Origin of the sequence: Microbacterium candidum (assembly GCF_030315975.1) — a bacterium.
Taxonomy (GTDB): domain Bacteria; phylum Actinomycetota; class Actinomycetes; order Actinomycetales; family Microbacteriaceae; genus Microbacterium; species Microbacterium candidum.
The window spans coordinates 613,623-632,147 of sequence record NZ_JASXSZ010000002.1 but is presented as its reverse complement, the minus strand read 5'-3'; the positions used below and the strand labels follow the sequence as shown (position 1 = coordinate 632,147).

Sequence of the window (18,525 nt, the reverse complement as noted above, 5' to 3'; positions counted from 1 at the left end):
AGTCCCGCGCGGGGCACCGGCTGACATGATGCAGGGGTGAACGAGAAGACCTGGCGCAGGTACACGGCTGTGCCGCTGATGGTGGCATCCGTCGTGTTCCTCGTCGCCTATTCGTGGCGGGTGATCACGGATGCCAGCGGCCCCTACGCGGTGTTCGCGACGGTGCTGATCGACATCGCATGGGCGATGTTCATCATCGACTACCTCACGCGCCTGTCGATCGCGCCGGACAAGTGGCTGTGGTTCCGCACGCATCTTCCCGACCTCGTCGTGACGATCCTGCCGGTCCTGCGCATGGTGCGGCTCCTGCGGGTGTTCACCGAGCTGCCGGGCGTGCGGCACACGCGTGCCGGTGCCGTGCGCAACCGTCTGACTGTCTACAGCCTCGGCTCGGTGGCGGTGCTCATCTACATCGCGTCGCTGCAGGTGCTCGATGTCGAGCGCAATGCGCCGGGCGCGACGATCGTCAGCTTCGGCGACGCGATCTGGTGGGCGTGCGTGACGGCGACCACGACCGGATACGGCGACTACACGCCGGTCACCGTGCCCGGCCGGACCATCGGCGTCCTGCTGATGTTCGCCGGGGTCGCGCTCACGGGCATCATCACCGCCATCCTCGCCTCGTGGGTCATGGATCGGGCCACGCAACGGCGTGAGCATGACCACGACCATGACCATGACCGCGGCGCCGCCTCCGCCCCTGGTCGCGACGACAGCGGCGCCCCTGCGACCCGCGGCCAGGTGAGGGAGATGCAGGCGCAGCTCGCCGCGCTCATGGCTGCGTCGGGTCCGCCCGAAGGCTCGGATGACGAGCCCGGCGCACCCCACAAGGCTGCGCCGGGCGGAACGTGACCGGACGGAGCCTCAGGAGTTTCCGGCGCTCGACCTCATCTTGGCCATGACCTGATTGATCGTGAACGACGAGGGCGTCTGCCGCGGCGGGAACTCGGCCAGCGACTGCAGCATGCCGGCGACGTACGCCTGTGCGGGGACCAGCAGGAAGATGTGGTCGAGCATCCAGTCGTAATAGGTGTTCGACGTCTGCTCGGCCCGTTCGAACGGGTCGGTGCGCAGGTTGAAGATCTTCGGCGCCCGGAGCTCCACCCACGGGTCGAGCCAGATCGCGAGGGTGCCCTGCTGGCGCTGCTCGAGGAACACGAACTTCCAGTTGTCGTATCGCAGCGCCGTCAGATCGCCCTCATCGGAGACGTAGAAGAAATGGTTGCGCGGACTGTCCGCGACCGCCCCGGTGATGTAGTCGACCAGGTTGTGGCCGTCGAGATGCACCTTGTATTCGACGCCGTTCAGCTCGGTGCCGGCCCGCAGCCGCTCGGCGATGTCCGGGTCGCCCGCCATCGCGAGGAGGGTGACGAACCAGTCGTTGTGGCTGACGATCCCGTTGAGGGTGACGCCGGCCGGGATGTGGCCGGGCCATCGGACCATGCCCGGCACGCGGTAGGCGCCCTCCCAGTTGGAGTTCTTCTCGTTGCGGAACGGGGTCATCGCGCCGTCCGGCCACGAGTTCATGTGCGGGCCGTTGTCGGTGGAGTACATGACGAACGTGTCGTCGGCGATGCCGAGCTCGTCGAGGAAGTCGAGCAGCTCGCCGACGAGGTCGTCGTGGTCGCACATCGTGTCGTGGTACTCGGACTGCCAGCGGCCGGCGCGCCCCGCGCTCTCCGGCTTCCCGTGCGTGCGGAAGTGCATGTGGGTCGAGTTGAACCAGACGAAGAACGGGGTGTCGCTGTCGTGCTGGCGTCGCATGAAGTCCATCGCGGCGTCGCGGAACTCCTCGTCCACGGTCTCCATGCGCTTCTTCGTGAGCGGGCCGGTGTCCTCGATGCGCTGCGTCCCGTCCGCGTTCGCCCAGCAGTGCAGCACGCCGCGCGGGCCGAAGTTCTTGCGGAAGTCCGGGAAGTCCTCAGGGCTGGGGTAGTCCCGCAGCTCCGGCTCCTCCTCGGCGTTCAGGTGGTACAGGTTGCCGAAGAACTCGTCGAAACCGTGCATCGTCGGCAGGAACTCGTCGCGGTCGCCGAGATGGTTCTTGCCGAACTGTCCCGTCGCGTAGCCCTGATGCTTCAACGCCGTCGCGATGGTGGGATCCTCCGGGCGCAGCCCGAGGTCGGCACCCGGCATCCCGACCTTCGTGAGGCCGGTGCGGTACGGGTTCTGCCCGGTGATGAAGGCGGCTCGCCCCGCGGTGCAGCTCTGCTCGCCGTAGCAGTCGGTGAACTTCACGCCCTGCTGGGCGATCCGGTCGATGTTGGGGGTGCGGTATCCCATGAGACCGTCCGAGTACGCACTCAGATTGGTCGTCCCGATGTCATCTCCCCAGATGATCAGGATGTTGGGCTTGCCTGCCATGTCCGCTCCTTAGACGCCTGATCGGCGTCCCGGACGAGGGCGCCGGGCCACATCAAACCACCGCGCACCCGGGCGCGCCAGACCCTCCTCGCCCGGCAGCCTGCGGTGAAACTCGGGCCTCTCGCCCTTGCCCAGTGCGCTCGGGACGCGGAATGCTGTGGGGCACGCCGACGCGGCGCACCCACACCGAGAGGAAGACCGTCATGTTCGAACCGCTGGCGATGGCCGGGAACATCAACTTCGGCGGCTGGAAATGGACGGGCGACTTCACGACGCTCGATCTCATCGCGGCGAGCGTCAACGCGCTCAACGGTGCGCTGCTCGCCCGGCGCCCCGATCACTACAAGAACTTCACGGTCGTCGGCGTCCTCGGGATGGCGCTGCTGATGGGCCTCGGCGGCGGCATCACGCGCGACGTGCTCGTCAACGAGGTGCCGGGTGCGCTTACCAACCCCGCGTACATCACGCTCGCCGTCATCTTCGGCCTCATCGGCTACTCGATCGCGTTCGGGAAGGGGCAGCTCTTCCGTGAGGGCGTGTTCCAGTTCGCCACCTCCTTCTCGCTTCCGCTGTACGCGATCGTCGGCGCGCAGAAGGGCGAGGGCGTCGGACTGCCGGTGCTGGGCGTGCTGGCCCTCGCCGTGATCGGCCCGACCGCGGGGCGCTGGTACGTGGACGTCTCATCGGGGGTCACGCCGAAGCAGTTCATCCGCGGCGAGTGGTTCGTCAGCATTGCGCTTCTGACGGGCCTCATCTGGGTCATCTGCACGGCGGTGGGCCTCAACACCTGGTGGGCGGCGGGCATCTCCTTCATCATCGGCTACACGCTGCGGATGGTCGCCCTGTACCGAGGCTGGGAGGAGCCGCTCGCCAAGGAGCCCAAGGGCGTCTACAAGCACGACGACGGGCGCCCTCTGCTCGGGCGCAAGATCGCCGGGAAGTCCGAACGCGAGCTGCACGACCTCGGCCTCCTCGTCGAGAGCCCGTCGGGCCCCTCCGCCTCCTGAGCCGGGCTCAGCCCTGCAGCAGCGCCAGCTGTCGCGAGCGGGCGACGGCTTCGCTGCGCGAGCTCACGTCGAGTTTGCGGAAGAGGGAGTACGTCTGCGACTTGATCGTGTTCTTGGAGAGGAAGAGTTCGGAGGCGATCTCCGAGTACGACATGTGCGTGGCCAGCAGGGGCAGCACCCGCAGCTCCGCCGTCGTCAGCGTCGAGGCCCCACCAGGGCCGGCGTCCTCGAGGGCGGAGAGATGGCTGCGCAGACCTTCGGCCTCGTCGACCAGGGTCCCGAGGCGGGGGCGTCGCCGCAGGATGTCGTCGACCTCCTGCATGAGTGTCCGGGCGGTCGCCACGTCGTCCAGGGTGAGGTGGACGTGGATGAGCGCCAGCCGGCACTGGACGGCGTGGTGGGGGAGGGCGTAGGTCAGCAGCGTGCGCAGACGCAGGGCGGTCTGCAGTTCGCGACGCGCGGTGGCGACCTCCCCGCGGTGCTGGTGGATGCGGGCCCGCAGGGCCGCGACGAAGGCGGCGGCGAAGGATTCCTCGATCCCCGCCTCGAGCTGGGCCGACCGGCCGCGTTCGACGAAGGCGCCGGCCGCGGACCAGTCTCCGCGGGACAAGGCGATCAGGGCCCGCTGGCACATCGTGTTCGCGAAGACGTCTGCGACGCTGCGTGTCGGCTCCGCGAGCTCGGCGTCAGCGAGGTAGGCGTCCGCGGCGTCGAGATCGCCGGCGAGCGCGCGCGCCGTTCCCTGCAGCTGCAGCACCGCTCGGGGGAGCTCGCTCGCGTCGGCGAAGAGCCGGGCGGCCTCGTCGGCGTCTTCGCGCATCCGGCGTATTCCATGCCGACAGGTCATCGCCCGCAGCAGCGCCGCCATCGCGCTGCTGTAGGTGTCGAATGCGGGACCGTCCGTCGAGTACCTCCAGCGGTCTACCGCTTCCGACCACCTCTCCGCTGCCGTCGCGTGTCCGGTCGTGAGGGCCAGGAGTGCGGCGTTCACGGCGCTCATGGCCCGCGTGCCGATCCCGCCCCGCTCGTCCAGCCACGTGAACCAGCGCTGGAGCGTGGCGAACTGCCCGCGACGGTAGAGCGGAGTCCACAGGGTGTCCGCGAGCCGCGCGACCGTGTCGATGTCGCCGGCCAGGATCGAATACTCGATCGCCTCCTCCGGCTCGCCGTGCTCGAGGTGCCAGTCGGCCGCCCGCCGGCGCAGCGTGTCCAGCATCCCCGGCTCGCGCCGTTCCAGCTCGGCGCGCAGCAGGTCGCGGAAGAGGTGATGGAACCGATACCACCGGCCGTTGTGGTCGAGGGGGACCAGCAGCAGGTTCGAGTTCGCCAGCACGGCGAGCGAGGTGGATGCGCCCGGCAGGTCGAGCGCCGCCTCGCACAGCGACGCCGACATCCGCTCGAAGGCTGCGGCCCTCGTCAGGAACTTCCGCTGCGCGCGCGAGATCCGCGAGAGGAACTCCGATTCGATGTACTCGTCGACGTAGCGGTCATCGCCGGAGAACTGCCCGGGAGCGCCGGCAAGGCCGCTGTCCCGGACGTACAGGGCCGCGAGGTAGAGCCCGACCGGCCACCCCTCGGTCCGGGCGTAGAGCGCGTCGAGCTCCGCGGCGCTGACGACCACGTCCGCTCCGCGCAGCAGCAGCGCCGCCTCCTCCACGCTCAAGGCGAGGTCATCCGCGCCGATCTCGAGAAGTCTGTCCTCGGCTCGCAGCCGTGCCACGCGCAGCGGCGGCGCCGCGCGCCCGGCGAACACGATCTGCGACCCGGCCGGCACATGATCGGCGAGCACCGACAGAGCGAGCCGCGATTCCCGGCTCTCCAGCAGGTGGACGTCGTCGAGCACGAGCACCACCGGCGTCGTCATCGACGCGAACGCGGCGCTCAGACGCGGGACGACGGTGTCGGGGACCGAGGATGCCGGGGAGTCGAGCGCTTCGGACACCCGCTGGGGCATCGGCTCGACAGCCCCGAGGGACCGGGCGACGTACTCCAGCAGGCGCCTCGGGTCGTTGTCGTACTCGTCGATCGAGATCCACGCGAAGGGCCGGTCATCGCGCGCGGCCCAGGTCGTGAGCAGCGTCGTCTTCCCGTAGCCGGCGGGTGCGACGATCGAGACGATCGAGGTGGATTCCGAACGCGTGAGCCGTTCGATCACGGAGAGACGCGCGACCACTCCCGCTCGCGCCCGGGGGCGCGCCGATTTCGACGGGACCAGATCGAAAGCCTGATCCACGCCATGCCTGTCGTGCCTGTCGACCATGTCGCAATCCCCCTGCAACAGAGCCCTGTGCCCACGAGACATGCTGACACAGATCGGCGCGCCGCGGAGAGCATTCATCCAACGGAATGATCCACGGGCGCACTCGTGCGCAGCAGTCCCAGGTGTGCCGTGAGCCAGGCGAGCTGCGCCCTGCGGCCCGTCACCGCGCCGCCGTCGGGCAACTGCATCCCGGCGGTGTCCCGGCCGATCGTCAGCATCGGCCGGTGGTCGCTGTAGCCGAACGGCAGCGGTGCTTCGCCTGCGACCATGCGGGCGATCGTCTCGCCCGCATGCTGCCCGGACTGCAGCGCGACGGTGCCGAGCTGCGGAAGCAGGTCAGGCGAACCGGAGTGCGTGATCGCGGCGGCGTCGCCCACCGCGAACACCTCGGGATGCCCGGGAACCCCGAGCGACGGGCCGGTCACGATCCGTCCGGTCTCGCCGAGCGCGATTCCGACGCTCCGTGTGACGGTCGTCGCACGCACGCCGGTGCTCCAGATCAGCGTGTGCGCCTTGATCTCCCGACCCGATGTCAGCGCGACCCGGGTCGGCGAGACGGCGATCACCGCCTGCCCGGTCACGACGTCGACCGTCTCGTCGGCGAGCGCCTCCATCGCGTACGAGCGCATCTCCGGGCCGAACTGCGGCAGCAGGCGGTCGCCCTTCTCGACGAGGATCACACGGGCGTCGCGCTCGGCGACGCGCGGATACTCGTGCGCGAACCGGTGACGATACAGCTCCGCCACCGCGCCGGCGACCTCGACACCGGTGGCGCCAGCGCCCGCGACGACGACGTTCAGCGCGCCGTCGGCCACCAGAGCAGGACTGCAGTCGGCGCTCGCCCACAGTGCCGCGAGGTGGTCGCGCAGGCGCAGCGCGCCCGGCAGCGTGTAGACCGGGAACGCGTTCTCCGGTGCGCCCTCGGTGTCGGAGAAGTCCGCCTCGACGCCGAGGGCGTAGACGAGGTAGTCGTACGGGATCGGCGGCATGTCGTCGACGTGCACGGCGTGGCCGGCGAGGTCGACGGACTCGACGGCGCCCTGCCGCACGGTCGTGTTGGGCTGGTGCTCGGTCAGCCGCTGCAGCGGCTCGCCCACGGCTCCGGGCTCCAGCATCCCGGTCGCCAGTTGATAAAGGAGGGGCTGGAACGTGCGGTAGTGGTGACGATCGATCAGGACCACGTCGACGGGGCTCGCGGCGAGTCTCATCGCAGCTCCCACGCCCGCGAATCCTCCGCCGAGGATGACAACTCGCGGGCGCCCGGTGGCGTCGCCGTCCATGGTGTGAACGCTAGGACCGGGCATCGCCGCGGTCGTCATCCCGAAGAGATGAGATCGCGCGACGGCCGGCCACCGCTACCGTGGAGCGCATGGCGGATGACGGTCGCGAGACGGTGCTGGTCGAGGGCGGCGTGTTCCGGATGGGGTCGACGGAGTTCTATCCGGACGAGCAGCCGGTCATCGAACAGCGCGTGGCGTCGTTCCGGATCGACCGGTTCGCCGTGACGAACGAGGACTACGACCGCTTCGTCGCCGACACCGGGTACGTCACGGTCGCCGAACGACCCCTCGTCGGTCCGGACTATGTCGGCGTCGCCCCCGAGGACCGCGTGCCCGGGGCGATGGTGTTCACCCCGACCGCAGGCCCGGTGGATCTGGGGGACTGGCGGAACTGGTGGCGGTGGGAGAAGGGCGCGCACTGGCGGGCGCCGTTCGGTCCGGGGTCGTCGATCGACGACCGGATGAGGCATCCCGTCGTGCACATCGCGTTCGAGGATGCGGTCGCCTACGCGCAGTGGGCCGGCAAGCGGCTGCCCACGGAGGCGGAGCACGAGTACGCGGCCCGCGGCGGCGCGGACGGGCTGCGGTTCGCGTGGGGCGACGAGCCGTTCCCGGGCGGTGTGGCGCAGGCCAACTCGTGGCTCGGGCGCTTCCCGTACGACAACCAGGGTGTCGGCGGAACGGCTCCGGTGGGGTCGTACCCGGCGAACGGGTACGGCCTGTTCGACATGATCGGGAACGTCTGGGAATGGACGAGCGACTACTACACGCCCCGCCACATCCGTCTCTCCGACAACCCCGTCGACGCGGGGAAGCGGCAGAACCTGCTCGCCACCGCGAGTGCACGTGAGGGCGAGTCGATTCCCCGCCGCGTGCTCAAGGGCGGGTCGTTCCTGTGCTCCCCGGAGTACTGCCTGCGCTTCCGGCCCGCCGCGCGCTCCCCGCAGGCCGAGGACACCGGGATGTCGCACATCGGCTTCCGCCTCGTCGCCGACGTCTGAAGCGTTCCGCCCAGCGGAAATCTCATGCGATCCGTATGACGCCGGCCCTCGGCACCCGGGTATAGCGTCCCGTGCGTGGGCGCGCGGATCGCGCTCCATTCGTCGGCGTCCGGACGTCCGGGCGCCTGCGAGGGCTCCCCCTCCGGGGCATGAACGAATGCGGGTTCGTGATGTCAGACAACAACAGTCCTACTCCTACTCCCACTCCCACTCCCACTCCCACTCCCACTCCCACTCCCACTCCCACTCCGAGGTCGCGGCCGAAGAGCGCAGCGATGTCGTGGACCACGATGGCGATCCTCATCGCCACCGCCGTGGCCAGTGTCCGCGGTCTCCCCGCGATGGCGGGCTACGGGTGGGCGTCCATCTTCCTGTACGTCCTCCCGGCGATCGTGTTCATGATCCCGGTGGCCCTCGTCGCGGCCGAGCTCGCGAGCGGCTGGAAGGGCGGTGTCTTCGTCTGGGTGAAGGAGGCCTTCGGCGAGCGCATGGGCTTCAGCGCGATCTGGCAGCAGTGGATCCAGAACGTCGTCTGGTACCCCGCGCAGCTGGCGTTCTTCGCATCCGCGCTGGCGTACGTGTTCAACCCGGCGCTCGCCAACAACGGCCTGTTCACCGGGCTCGTGATCCTGGTCGTCTACTGGTTCTCGACGTTCATCGCGTTCGGCGGTGTGAAGGCGTTCGCGCGGGTCTCGAGCGTCGGCTTCATCGCCGGAACGATCGTCCCGTCGCTGGGCCTCGTGCTCTTCGCGATCCTGTTCATGACGTCGGGCGGCCACTCCAGCCTGCCCCCGGTCTCGCAGGCGCAGTGGTTCCCGACGTGGACGGGCCTGGCGAGCATCGTGCTCATCGTCAGCAACTTCCTGTCGTACGCCGGCATGGAGATGAACGCGGTGCACGTCAACGAGATGGACAAGCCGGGACGCAACTTCCCCCGCGCGATCGTCCTCGCGGCGATCGTCATCCTGATCGTCTTCATCTTCCCGACGCTGGCGATCTCGGTCGGCGTCCCCGCCAGCAGCGTCAACCTCACGCAGGGCGTGCTCCAGGCGTTCGACGTGTTCTTTCAGCAGCTCGGGATGCCATGGGCTACGACGGTGATGGCGCTGCTGATCGTGTTCGGCATCCTCGCATCCGTCGTCACGTGGATCCCCGGGCCGAGCAAGGGCCTCCTGCTCGTCGGTCGCCAGGGCTACCTGCCGCCGAGCATGCAGAAGACGAACAAGAACGACATGCAGGTGCCGATCATGGTCGTCCAGGGGATCATCGTGACGGTGCTCGCGGTGCTGTTCGCGATCGTGCCATCGGTGCAGAGCGTGTTCTGGATCTTCTCCGCGATGGCGGTGCAGCTCTACCTGATCATGTACATGATGATGTTCCTCGCGGCGATGCGCCTGCGGCGCACGCACCCGGACGTCAAGCGCGGGTTCCGCACTCCGGCGATGGGTCTCGTCGGCTGGGTCGGGTTCCTGGCGAGCCTCCTCGCCTTCCTCATCGGCTTCGTGGAGCCTGAGGGAAGCACGATGGGCCAGCTCGGCTACACGCTGCTGCTCGTCGGCGGCATCATCGCGCTCGGCATCTGGCCGTTCATCATCATGCTGTTCCGCAAGGACAGCTGGAAGGTGTACCCCGACGAATCGCACGAACACGAACCGGACGAGGCGCCGCCTGCCGCGGACGTCGCCCCCGCCGCCGAACCGACCGCCTGACAGAGCCTGAAGAGAAGGAAAGACAATGCTGCACAAGCGTGACAAGATCCGGAACGAGATGCTCGACGAGGTCTTCTCGTCGGGTGACCTCTCGGTCTCGATGCCGAAGTACCGGATGCCCGACAAGGAGCACCTCGCCCGCCACGCCTACCAGGTCGTCTCCGACGAGCTGATGATGGACGGCAACTCGCGGCAGAACCTCGCGACGTTCTGCCAGACGTGGCTCGAGCCCGAGGTCCGCGTCCTCATGGCCGAGACGCTCGACAAGAACATGATCGACAAGGACGAGTACCCGCAGACCGCGGCGATCGAGGAGCGCTGCGTGCACATGCTCGCGGACCTCTGGAACTCGCCCGATGCGGCCAACACGCTCGGCACGTCCACGACGGGATCGAGCGAGGCGGCGATGCTCGGCGGCATGGCGCTGCTCTGGAACTGGCGCGCGCGGCAGCGCGCGGCGGGCAAGCCCACCGACAAGCCGAACATGATCACCGGCCCTGTGCAGGTCTGCTGGCACAAGTTCGCCCGGTACTGGGACGTGGAGCTCCGCGAGATCCCCATGGAGGGCGAGCGGTTCCACATGAACGCCGAGGAGGTCCTCAAGCGCGTCGACGAGAACACGATCGGGGTCGTCCCGACGCTCGGTGTCACCTTCACCGGCATCTTCGAGCCGGTGCAGGCCGTCAGCGAGGCTCTCGACAAGCTGCAGGCGGACACCGGGCTCGACATCCCCATCCACGTCGACGGCGCCAGCGGCGGATTCCTCGCGCCGTTCACCGCGCCTGACCTCGTGTGGGACTTCCGGCTGCCGCGCGTGAAGTCGATCAACACGTCGGGCCACAAGTTCGGCCTGGCGCCGCTCGGGGTGGGCTGGGTCGTGTGGCGGGACGCGGAGGACCTCCCCGAGGACCTCATCTTCAACGTGAACTACCTCGGCGGCAACATGCCGACGTTCGCGCTGAACTTCTCGCGTCCCGGCGGTCAGATCGTCGCGCAGTACTACAACTTCCTGCGCCTGGGTCGCGAGGGATACCGCAAGGTGCACCAGTCGTGCTCCGACACCGCGATGTACCTCGCCGCCGAGATCGAGAAGCTCGGGCACTTCGACATCATCCACGACGGCGACCCCGAGAAGGGCATCCCCGCCGTCTCGTGGAAGCTGAAGGACGGCATGGACCACTCGTTCACGCTGTTCGACCTCGCCGACCGGCTCCGCACGCGCGGGTGGCAGGTGCCGGCGTACACGATGCCGCCTCACCGTGAGGACCTGCCGATCCAGCGCATCCTCGTGCGCGCCGGCTTCGAGCGCGACCAGGCTGCGCTGCTCATGGATGACTACCGCGACGCCATGGCGCACTTCGACAGGCACCCCATCACGGTGTCGATGACCGAGGAGGAGGCGGGCGCCTTCCACCACTGAGACCCGAGTACGTTTCCGATAGAGAGGAAGGAACGAATATGGGTTCGGACAACCTCGCGCTGGTCGTCGGCGCGTACAACGACGCGAATGCGGCGCAGGACGACTACGACGCGCTCAAGGCGGGCCAGGAGCAGGGCGAATACGAGATCGTCGGCGCCGTCGTCCTCGAGCGCGACGCGAAGGGCAAGGTGACGGTCAAGGAGCACAAGGACGGCACGGTGGGCCGCGGCGCCGCATGGGGCGCGGGCGCCGGCGTCGTCGTCGGCCTCTTCGCGCCGCCGCTGCTGGCTGCCACCGCGATCGGCGCCGGAATCGGCGCCATCCTCGGGAAGATCAAGAAGGGCCACGAGGAGAAGGAGCTCGGCGTGGATGTCGACGAGTACCTTCCGCCGGGATCCTCCGCCGTCGTCGCGATCGTCGACGACAAGTGGGCCGACAAGGTCGAGGCCGCGCTGACGAGATCCGAGAAGCGGATCAGCAAGGCGGTCGACAAGGACGACTACGAGAAGCTCCAGGAGGCCATCGAGAAGTCGGCCAACGACGTCTCGGGAGCCCTCGACTCCTGACGACCCTGCAGCGAGGGGTGTGCGGAACGCGCTTCCGCGCACCCCTCCGTCGTCCCGGGCGCGGTCTCGCCTCGCCCGTGCCAGGCGCCTCCCCGGGCTCCCAGGATGCGCTCGGGTAGAGTTGGGTCGTCCGCGCGCCGCACCACAGAGAGCAGCCACCGACCCGTGACCTCCCCCGCCACTCCGCCGTCGTCTTCCTCGGAAGGTGCGTCGCATCCGGAAGGCGACCATCGCCCCTTGACGGTGCTCATCGGAGCAGACACCTTCGCCCCGCACGTCAACGGCGCCGCCCGGTTCGCCGAGCGTCTCGCCGCCGGCCTCGTCGCGCGCGGCGACGACGTGCACGTCATGGCCCCGAGCATCGGGCACAGCAACCACGGCACGTTCCGGGAGCAGATCGAGGGCCAGACGATGACGGTGCACCGTCTGCCGTCGTGGCGCTGGGCCCCGCACGACTGGCTCACCTTCGTGCTGCCGTGGATGTCGAAGCACTACGCGCGCAAGGTGCTCAACGAGGTCAAGCCGGATGTGGTGCACATCCAGTCGCACATCGTCATCGGGCGCGGACTCGCGCGCGAGGCCCACAAGCGCGGCATCCCGATCATCGCCACGAACCACGTGATGGCGGAGAACATCGTCGACTTCACGACCCTGCCGCCGTTCCTCGACAAGGTCGTCGTGAAGCTCGCGTGGGACGACGCCACGCGCACGTTCGACCTCACCCGCGCCGTCACGACGCCGACGCGCAAGGCCGCCGACTTCCTCGAGGCGACGACCGGCCTCACCGGCGTCATCCCGGTCAGCTGCGGCATCGACATGCGCAACTACGCGCCGGATCTCACGCCGCGGGATGCGAACCGCATCCTGTTCGTCGGGCGTCTGACGACCGAGAAGCACATCGACGTCCTGCTGAAGGCGACGGCGAAGCTCGACCCCGCCCTCGCGGTCACCGTCGACATCGTCGGCAGCGGCGATCAGCGGCGCAACCTCGAGCTGCTCACCCAGCAGCTCGGCCTGAAGGACCGGGTCACGTTCCACGGGCACACCTCCGACGAGGATCTGCGCGACCTCTACTCGCACGCGAGCGTGTTCGCGATCGCATCCATCGCCGAGCTGCAGTCGATCGCGACGATGGAGGCGATGGCGTCCGGGCTTCCGGTCGTCGCCGCGAACGCCGTGGCGCTGCCGCACCTCGTGCACGACGGTGAGAACGGCTACCTCTTCGAGCCGGGGAACGTCGACGAGATGGCCGCGCGGCTCACGGACGTCCTGACCGCGGCCCCGGAGGAGCGGCTGCGGATGCAGCAGGCGTCCCTCGACCTGGTCTCGGTGCACGACATCAATCGCACGCTCGACACGTTCGAGGCGCTGTACCGCGACGAGCCGCTGCCCGCATAGGCACAGGCGGACACCGTGCACATCGTCTTCTTCGGCGACCAGCACCTCGAATCACTCGGGGGAGCGCAGGTGTCGATGCGTCTGCAGAAGACGCACCTCGAGCGCACGGGGCACACGGTGACGGTGGTCGCGCCGCGCATGCACGGGCGGCGGGCGCGCGAGGCGATGCAGGACTCTGCGTACCTCGACCTCCCCTCCATCCCGATCACTCCCGATCGCGAGTACTCGATGACGTGGCCGGGCGGTCGCACCGACCGGTGGCTGGATGCGGCGATGCGCGACCGTCCGCCTGTCGACCTCGTCCACGTGCAGGCCGACTTCTGGGGCGCGTTCATCGGGCACCGGTTCGCCGCACGCCACGGGCTGCCGGTGGTGCACACGATGCACAACCGTGTCGACGTCGGCATCGAGGCGACCGCGCCGTTCCCGGGTCTCGTGATGCGCGTGCTCAACGCGTGGGAGCGTCGCGCGCTCGGACCCGCGGCGCCGTCCGGAATCCGGAGTGTCGCGGCTTCTTCGGAGGATGCCGCGCAGGAACTCCCTCCTTCGGGCGCATCTCCGGATTCCGGTGACGGGTGGGCGTACCTGCGACGGTTGGCCGAGCGCTCGGATGCGGTGACGGCTCCGTCCTCGCACTTCGCCAGGCGGCTCGAGCGGCACGGCGTGTTCCCGAGCGTCGATGTGATCTGGAACGGGATCGACGACGAGATCCGGGCTGATGTCCTCGCAACGGCGCCGCCGAAGGCGGATGGCCGCCCGCACCTCGTCTGGCTGGGACGCATGAGCCCGGAGAAGCGGCTGCTGCCGTTCCTCGAGGCCGTCGCCCTCTCCGGAATCGACGCGGACATCGAGGTGATCGGCGGCGGCGGCCAGCTGCGCGCGGCGGAGCGCCTCGTCGCGAAGCTCGAGCCGGCGGCGAGCGTGGTCTTCGCGGGCCGGGTTCCGTACGCCGACGTCCTCCGCCGCATCGCGGGGGCGGATGCGGTCGTGCAGACCTCGATCGGATTCGAGACGCAGGGGATGACGGTGTTCGAGGCCGCGACGCTCGGAACGCCCGCGGTCGTCAGCGACCCCGACATCGGCGCCGAGCTCGAGTCGGGCTTCTGGCCGGTTGCGGATGACACGGTGCCGGCACTCGCGGTCGCCCTGCGCGCCGCGGCAGCGGACGTCGCGGCCGGGCGGGCGCTCCATCCGAATCCCGCGGTCGCCGAGCGATTCCTCCAGTCGTCGCGCACCGCCGCCATGATCGAGGTCTACGAACGGGCGCTCGCGCGGCATCGATAGCCGGCGGTTGCCGACCACAGCCGCACGTTTTCGTTACCGTGTGGGGGTGGGATGGAATCCGAGGACGTGGTTCTCGCGCAGGACGCTGGGGAAGGATGCCGCCGCCGGTCTGATCCTCGGCGTCGAGGCGGTGCCGGACGGGCTGGCTGCGGGCGTGCTCGCCGGGGTGAACCCGCTCGCGGGCCTCTACGGCTATCTCTTCGGCATGACCGGGGCGGCCATCCTCACGAGCAGCGCCTTCATGGCGGTGCAGGCGACGAGCGCGATGGCGCTCGTCGTGTCCGACGCCGGACTGTCGTCGGCGCCGGATCCGGATCGGAGCCTCTCGACGCTCGCGCTGCTCACCGGGGTCGTGATGGCGATCGCGGGGCTCGCACGGGCCGGGCGGCTCGTGAGCTTCGTGCCGACCGCGGTCATGACGGGGTTCGTCACCGCCATCGGCATCAATATCGTGCTCGGGCAGCTGTCGAATCTCACGGGCTACCAGGGCCGCGGCGCCAACCGCCTCTTCAAGACCATCGACATCCTGCTGCACTTCCCGGACTGGAGCATCCCGTCGCTGGTGGTCGGCGCCATCACGGTGCTCGTCATCCTCGCGTTCCGCCCGACCCGGCTCGGCAGCCTCAGCCTCGTGCTCGCCGTCATCGTGGGCTCGGCCGCGGCCGCGCTCCTGAACCTCTGGGTGGGACACCCCGCGACCCTGCTGAAGGACATCGTGACGGTCCCTCGGTCGCTCCCGGTGCCGGTGCTCCCCGACCTCGCAGACGCGCCGAACCTCCTGATCCCGGCGATCTCGCTCGCTTTCATCGGACTCGTGCAGGGTGCGGCGGTATCGGCCGGCATCCCGACGGCGGACGGCAAGCGTGCGAACGCCAACCGCGACTTCCTCGGCCAGGGCGCCGGCAACATCGTCTCCGGGATCTTCCAGGGCATGCCCGTCGGCGGCTCGATGTCCGGATCGTCGATCCTCGTCCAGTCCGGCGCGAAGTCGCGCCTCTCGCTCTTCATCGCGGGCGGGGTCATGGCGCTCGTCATCCTGTTCGCGGCGGATGCCGTGTCCTACATCGCGATGCCGTCGCTCGCCGGGCTCCTCATCGTCGTCGGAGTCGGCACGGTCCGGCCGAGCCGTATCAACTCGGTCGTCAAGTCGGGGCCGCTGCCCGCCGCGATCATGACCGTCACGTTCGCGCTGACCCTCGTCATCCCTCTGCAGTTCGCCGTCCTCGTCGGCGTCGGGCTCGGCATCATCCTGTACGTCGCCGACCAGTCGAACCACATCCGGGTGCGCGAGCTCACGATCGAGCCGGACGGCCGCACACGCGAACTCGACCCGCCCACCGAGGTGCCCGGCGGGCGCGCGATCGTGCTGCAGCCCTACGGCAGCCTGTTCTTCGCGAGCGCCCCGGTCTTCGAGAAGCAGCTGCCGATCGTGGGGCAGGCGTCCAGCGGCTCGGTCGTCATCGTGCGTCTGCGCGGCATCGACCAGATCGGACTGTCGCACGTGGATGTGCTGCGCCGATACGCGGATCAGCTGCGCGCCGTCGGCTCGTCGCTGAAGGTGGTCGCGGCGGAGGACGCCGTCATCGCCCGGCTCGAGGCCGGCGGGCTCACCGCGGACATCGGCGCCGGGAACGTGTACAAGGGCAACGAGTGGATCGGCGCTGCCGTGCAGCGCGCCTACGACGACGCGATGCGCGAGATCGCGGAGAGGGATTCCGCGTGACGGCTCAGCGCTCGCGCCTGCGATTCCTCGTCAGCCCGATGATCAACCCGACGACCGCCGCGATGAGCAGGATGCCGACCGGGTAGATCGCGGACGTGTAGTCCACGACCTCTCGCGTGCCGCATTGAGCCGCACCCGGGAAGCAGAGCGTGTAGACCATGGTCTGGAACATCGGAGCTCCCTCCTTTGCTTTCTTCATTGTCCTCCCGCACTCCCCGCGCCGCACGGGGGTGCGTGCGCTCGCGATTGCGGAGAGACGGGCGTGGGAGTAAACTTGAGTGCAGGTGACTCAACTTTGAGTTCCGAAGCTTTCTAGGAGACAGATGAACGCCACGCAGCAGCCGGGTCAGGAGGAGTCGAAGAGCGCCCTCGAGCAATTCGGCATCAACCTCACCGACCGCGCCCGTCAGGGCAAGCTCGACCCCGTCATCGGGCGGGACAGCGAGATCCGCAGGGTCAGCCAGGTGCTGACCCGCCGCACGAAGAACAACCCCGTCCTGATCGGCGAGCCGGGCGTCGGCAAGACCGCCGTCGTCGAAGGCCTCGCCCAGCGCATCGTCGCGGGCGACGTCGCCGAGTCTCTCAAGGACAAGGAGCTCGTCACAATCGACATCTCCGCGCTGGTCGCCGGTGCGATGTACCGCGGCCAGTTCGAGGAGCGCCTGAAGAGCGTGCTCAAGGAGATCACCGAGTCCGACGGCCGCATCATCACGTTCATCGACGAGCTGCACGTGCTCATGGGCGCGGGCGGCGGCGAAGGGTCCGTCGCGGCATCCAACATGCTCAAGCCCATGCTCGCGCGCGGTGAGCTGCGGCTCATCGGGGCGACCACGCTCAACGAGTACCGCGAGTTCATCGAGAAGGATGCCGCGCTCGAGCGCCGCTTCCAGCAGGTCTATGTCGGTGAGCCCTCCGTCGAGGACACCATCGCGATCCTGCGTGGCCTCAAGGAGCGCTACGAGGCGCACCACAAGGTGGCGATCGCGGATGCCGCGCTGGTGGCCGCCGCATCCCTCTCGCACCGCTACATCCCCTCGCGGCAGCTGCCGGACAAGGCCATCGACCTCATCGACGAGGCCGCGTCGCGGCTGCGCATGGAGATCGACTCCGCGCCGCTCGAGATCGACGAGCTGCGCCGCCACGTCGACCGGCTGAAGCTCGAGGAGCTCGCCCTGAAGAAGGAGAAGGACGACGCCTCGAAGGAGCGGCTCGCGTCGCTGCGGGAGCAGCTCGCGGGCGAACAGGCGCGTCTGGACGGCCTGCAGGCGCGGTGGGAGCAGGAGCGCGCGACCCTGAATCGGGTCGGCGACCTGAAGACGAAGCTCGACAAGGCGCGCGGCGAAGCCGAGCGCGCACAGCGAGAGGGCAATCTCGAGCGGGCGTCGCGCCTGCTCTACGGCGAGATCCCGAGTCTCGAGCGCGAGCTGATGGTGGCTGAGCAGCAGGAGTCCGTCGAGGATCGCATGGTCGGCGACCAGGTCACCGACGAGGACATCGCCGCGGTCATCGCGGCGTGGACCGGCATCCCGGTCGGCCGCCTCCTGCAGGGCGAGACCGAGAAGCTGCTCCACCTCGAGGCCGAGTTGGGCAGACGCCTCATCGGCCAGAAGGACGCCGTGAAGGCGGTGGCGGATGCGGTGCGCCGCTCCCGCGCGGGCATCAGCGACCCGAACCGGCCGACCGGCTCGTTCCTCTTCCTCGGCCCGACCGGCGTCGGCAAGACCGAGCTCGCCAAGGCGCTCGCGGAGTTCCTCTTCGACGACGAGCACGCCATGGTGCGCATCGACATGTCGGAATACGGGGAGAAGCACACGGTGTCGCGCCTCGTCGGCGCCCCTCCCGGGTATGTCGGCTACGAGCAGGGCGGTCAGCTGACCGAGGCTGTGCGCCGTCGTCCGTACTCGGTGGTGCTCCTCGACGAGGTCGAGAAGGCGCATCCCGAGGTCTTCGACGTCCTGCTGCAGGTGATGGACGACGGGCGCCTGACCGATGGTCAGGGCCGCACGGTCGACTTCACCAACGTGATCCTGATCCTGACGTCGAACCTCGGCTCGCCCGTGCTGATCGACCCGACGCTGTCTACCGATGAGAAGCGGGACACCGTCATGGCGATCGTGCGCCAGGCGTTCAAGCCGGAGTTCCTGAACCGCCTCGACGACATCGTGATGTTCCAGGCGCTCAGCGAGGACGACCTCGCGCAGATCGTCGAGCTGTCGGTCGACGTGCTGCAGCGACGTCTGCGCGAACGCCGGCTCACCCTCGCGGTCACGCCCGACGCCCGCGCCTGGCTCGCCGAGCGCGGCTACGACCCGGTGTTCGGCGCGCGGCCCCTCCGCCGGCTCATGCAGTCGGAGATCCAGGACCGCCTCGCGATGGCTCTGCTCGCGGGCCGCGTGCGCGACGGCGACGTCGTGCGGGTGGATGTCGCGGCCGACGGCTCCGCGCTCGTGCTCACGAGCGACGGGCCGTCGGACGTCGACGACATCATCGACGCGGAGCTCATCGACGAGTAG

14 protein-coding genes are annotated in these 18,525 nt (G+C 69.0%); 10 read left to right on the top strand and 4 right to left on the bottom strand.

All coding sequences use genetic code 11. The features are described 5' to 3' along the window. Window positions 1-36: 36 nt before the first annotated feature. Complete coding sequence (locus QSV35_RS09335; protein ID WP_286288431.1) at window positions 37-852, top strand: potassium channel family protein; 816 nt, start codon at window positions 37-39, stop codon at window positions 850-852. 12 nt (window positions 853-864) lie between these two features. Here the strand turns inward: QSV35_RS09335 and QSV35_RS09330 are convergent, their stop codons facing one another. Continuing rightward, a complete protein-coding gene (locus QSV35_RS09330) occupies window positions 865-2,364 on the bottom strand; it encodes an arylsulfatase (protein WP_286288430.1) in 1,500 nt (499 codons plus the stop codon). A gap of 203 nt (window positions 2,365-2,567) precedes the next feature. On the opposite strand from QSV35_RS09330, the gene QSV35_RS09325 reads away from it, so the two are divergent. Next, on the top strand, window positions 2,568-3,371 hold the full coding sequence (locus tag QSV35_RS09325) for a trimeric intracellular cation channel family protein (RefSeq protein WP_286288429.1): 804 nt from the start codon (window positions 2,568-2,570) through the stop codon (window positions 3,369-3,371). 7 nt (window positions 3,372-3,378) lie between these two features. Here QSV35_RS09325 and QSV35_RS09320 read toward each other — a convergent pair whose 3' ends face one another. Together QSV35_RS09320 and QSV35_RS09315 are read right to left on the bottom strand one after the other, a co-directional pair. Beyond that, window positions 3,379-5,526 (bottom strand): helix-turn-helix transcriptional regulator, encoded by a 2,148-nt coding sequence (locus QSV35_RS09320; protein WP_286288427.1) that lies wholly within the window; start codon window positions 5,524-5,526, stop codon window positions 3,379-3,381. A gap of 179 nt (window positions 5,527-5,705) precedes the next feature. Then, window positions 5,706-6,911, bottom strand: a complete 1,206-nt coding sequence (locus QSV35_RS09315; protein WP_286288426.1) for an NAD(P)/FAD-dependent oxidoreductase — start codon at window positions 6,909-6,911, stop codon at window positions 5,706-5,708. Window positions 6,912-7,000: 89 nt separating this feature from the next. Here QSV35_RS09315 and QSV35_RS09310 point away from each other — a divergent pair, with 89 nt between their 5' ends. The 7 genes from QSV35_RS09310 (at window position 7,001) to QSV35_RS09280 (ending at window position 16,012) form a co-directional block, all read left to right on the top strand. After that, window positions 7,001-7,912 carry a formylglycine-generating enzyme family protein gene (locus QSV35_RS09310; RefSeq protein WP_286288425.1) on the top strand — a complete coding sequence of 304 codons (912 nt, stop codon included), beginning with the start codon at window positions 7,001-7,003 and terminating at the stop codon, window positions 7,910-7,912. A gap of 275 nt (window positions 7,913-8,187) precedes the next feature. After that, window positions 8,188-9,621, top strand: coding sequence for a glutamate/gamma-aminobutyrate antiporter GadC (gene gadC / locus QSV35_RS09305; protein WP_286288424.1), 1,434 nt, complete (start codon window positions 8,188-8,190; stop codon window positions 9,619-9,621). A 25-nt stretch (window positions 9,622-9,646) separates the two neighbouring features. Next, the gene (gene gad, locus QSV35_RS09300; RefSeq protein WP_286288423.1) at window positions 9,647-11,041 is read left to right on the top strand and encodes a glutamate decarboxylase; all 1,395 of its coding nucleotides are present in this window, start codon (window positions 9,647-9,649) and stop codon (window positions 11,039-11,041) included. 38 nt (window positions 11,042-11,079) lie between these two features. Next, entirely contained in the window at window positions 11,080-11,607 is a 528-nt protein-coding gene (locus QSV35_RS09295; protein ID WP_286288422.1) for a DUF1269 domain-containing protein, read from the top strand. 165 nt (window positions 11,608-11,772) lie between these two features. Further along, window positions 11,773-13,005: a glycosyltransferase gene (locus tag QSV35_RS09290; protein ID WP_286288421.1), complete on the top strand. Its 1,233-nt coding sequence runs from the start codon at window positions 11,773-11,775 to the stop codon at window positions 13,003-13,005. Window positions 13,006-13,020: 15 nt separating this feature from the next. After that, the gene (locus tag QSV35_RS09285) at window positions 13,021-14,289 is read left to right on the top strand and encodes a glycosyltransferase (RefSeq protein ID WP_286288420.1); all 1,269 of its coding nucleotides are present in this window, start codon (window positions 13,021-13,023) and stop codon (window positions 14,287-14,289) included. 46 nt (window positions 14,290-14,335) lie between these two features. Next, on the top strand, window positions 14,336-16,012 hold the full coding sequence (locus QSV35_RS09280) for a SulP family inorganic anion transporter (RefSeq protein ID WP_286288419.1): 1,677 nt from the start codon (window positions 14,336-14,338) through the stop codon (window positions 16,010-16,012). A 4-nt stretch (window positions 16,013-16,016) separates the two neighbouring features. On the opposite strand, the gene QSV35_RS09275 is transcribed toward QSV35_RS09280, so the two are convergent. Next, window positions 16,017-16,184, bottom strand: coding sequence for a hypothetical protein (locus tag QSV35_RS09275; protein ID WP_286288418.1), 168 nt, complete (start codon window positions 16,182-16,184; stop codon window positions 16,017-16,019). Window positions 16,185-16,335: 151 nt separating this feature from the next. On the opposite strand from QSV35_RS09275, the gene QSV35_RS09270 reads away from it, so the two are divergent. Further along, a complete protein-coding gene (locus QSV35_RS09270; protein ID WP_286288417.1) occupies window positions 16,336-18,525 on the top strand; it encodes an ATP-dependent Clp protease ATP-binding subunit in 2,190 nt (729 codons plus the stop codon).

Bases quoted from the DNA above. Each gene is read 5' to 3' on its own strand.
- QSV35_RS09310 (WP_286288425.1), top strand. From the start codon at position 7,001: ATGGCGGATGACGGTCGCGAGACGGTGCTGGTCGAGGGCGGCGTGTTC.
- QSV35_RS09270 (WP_286288417.1), top strand. From the start codon at position 16,336: ATGAACGCCACGCAGCAGCCGGGTCAGGAGGAGTCGAAGAGCGCCCTC.
- gad (WP_286288423.1), top strand. From the start codon at position 9,647: ATGCTGCACAAGCGTGACAAGATCCGGAACGAGATGCTCGACGAGGTC.
- QSV35_RS09295 (WP_286288422.1), top strand. From the start codon at position 11,080: ATGGGTTCGGACAACCTCGCGCTGGTCGTCGGCGCGTACAACGACGCG.
- QSV35_RS09330 (WP_286288430.1), bottom strand. From the start codon at position 2,364: ATGGCAGGCAAGCCCAACATCCTGATCATCTGGGGAGATGACATCGGG.
- QSV35_RS09325 (WP_286288429.1), top strand. From the start codon at position 2,568: ATGTTCGAACCGCTGGCGATGGCCGGGAACATCAACTTCGGCGGCTGG.
- QSV35_RS09275 (WP_286288418.1), bottom strand. From the start codon at position 16,184: ATGTTCCAGACCATGGTCTACACGCTCTGCTTCCCGGGTGCGGCTCAA.
- QSV35_RS09315 (WP_286288426.1), bottom strand. From the start codon at position 6,911: ATGGACGGCGACGCCACCGGGCGCCCGCGAGTTGTCATCCTCGGCGGA.
- gadC (WP_286288424.1), top strand. From the start codon at position 8,188: ATGTCGTGGACCACGATGGCGATCCTCATCGCCACCGCCGTGGCCAGT.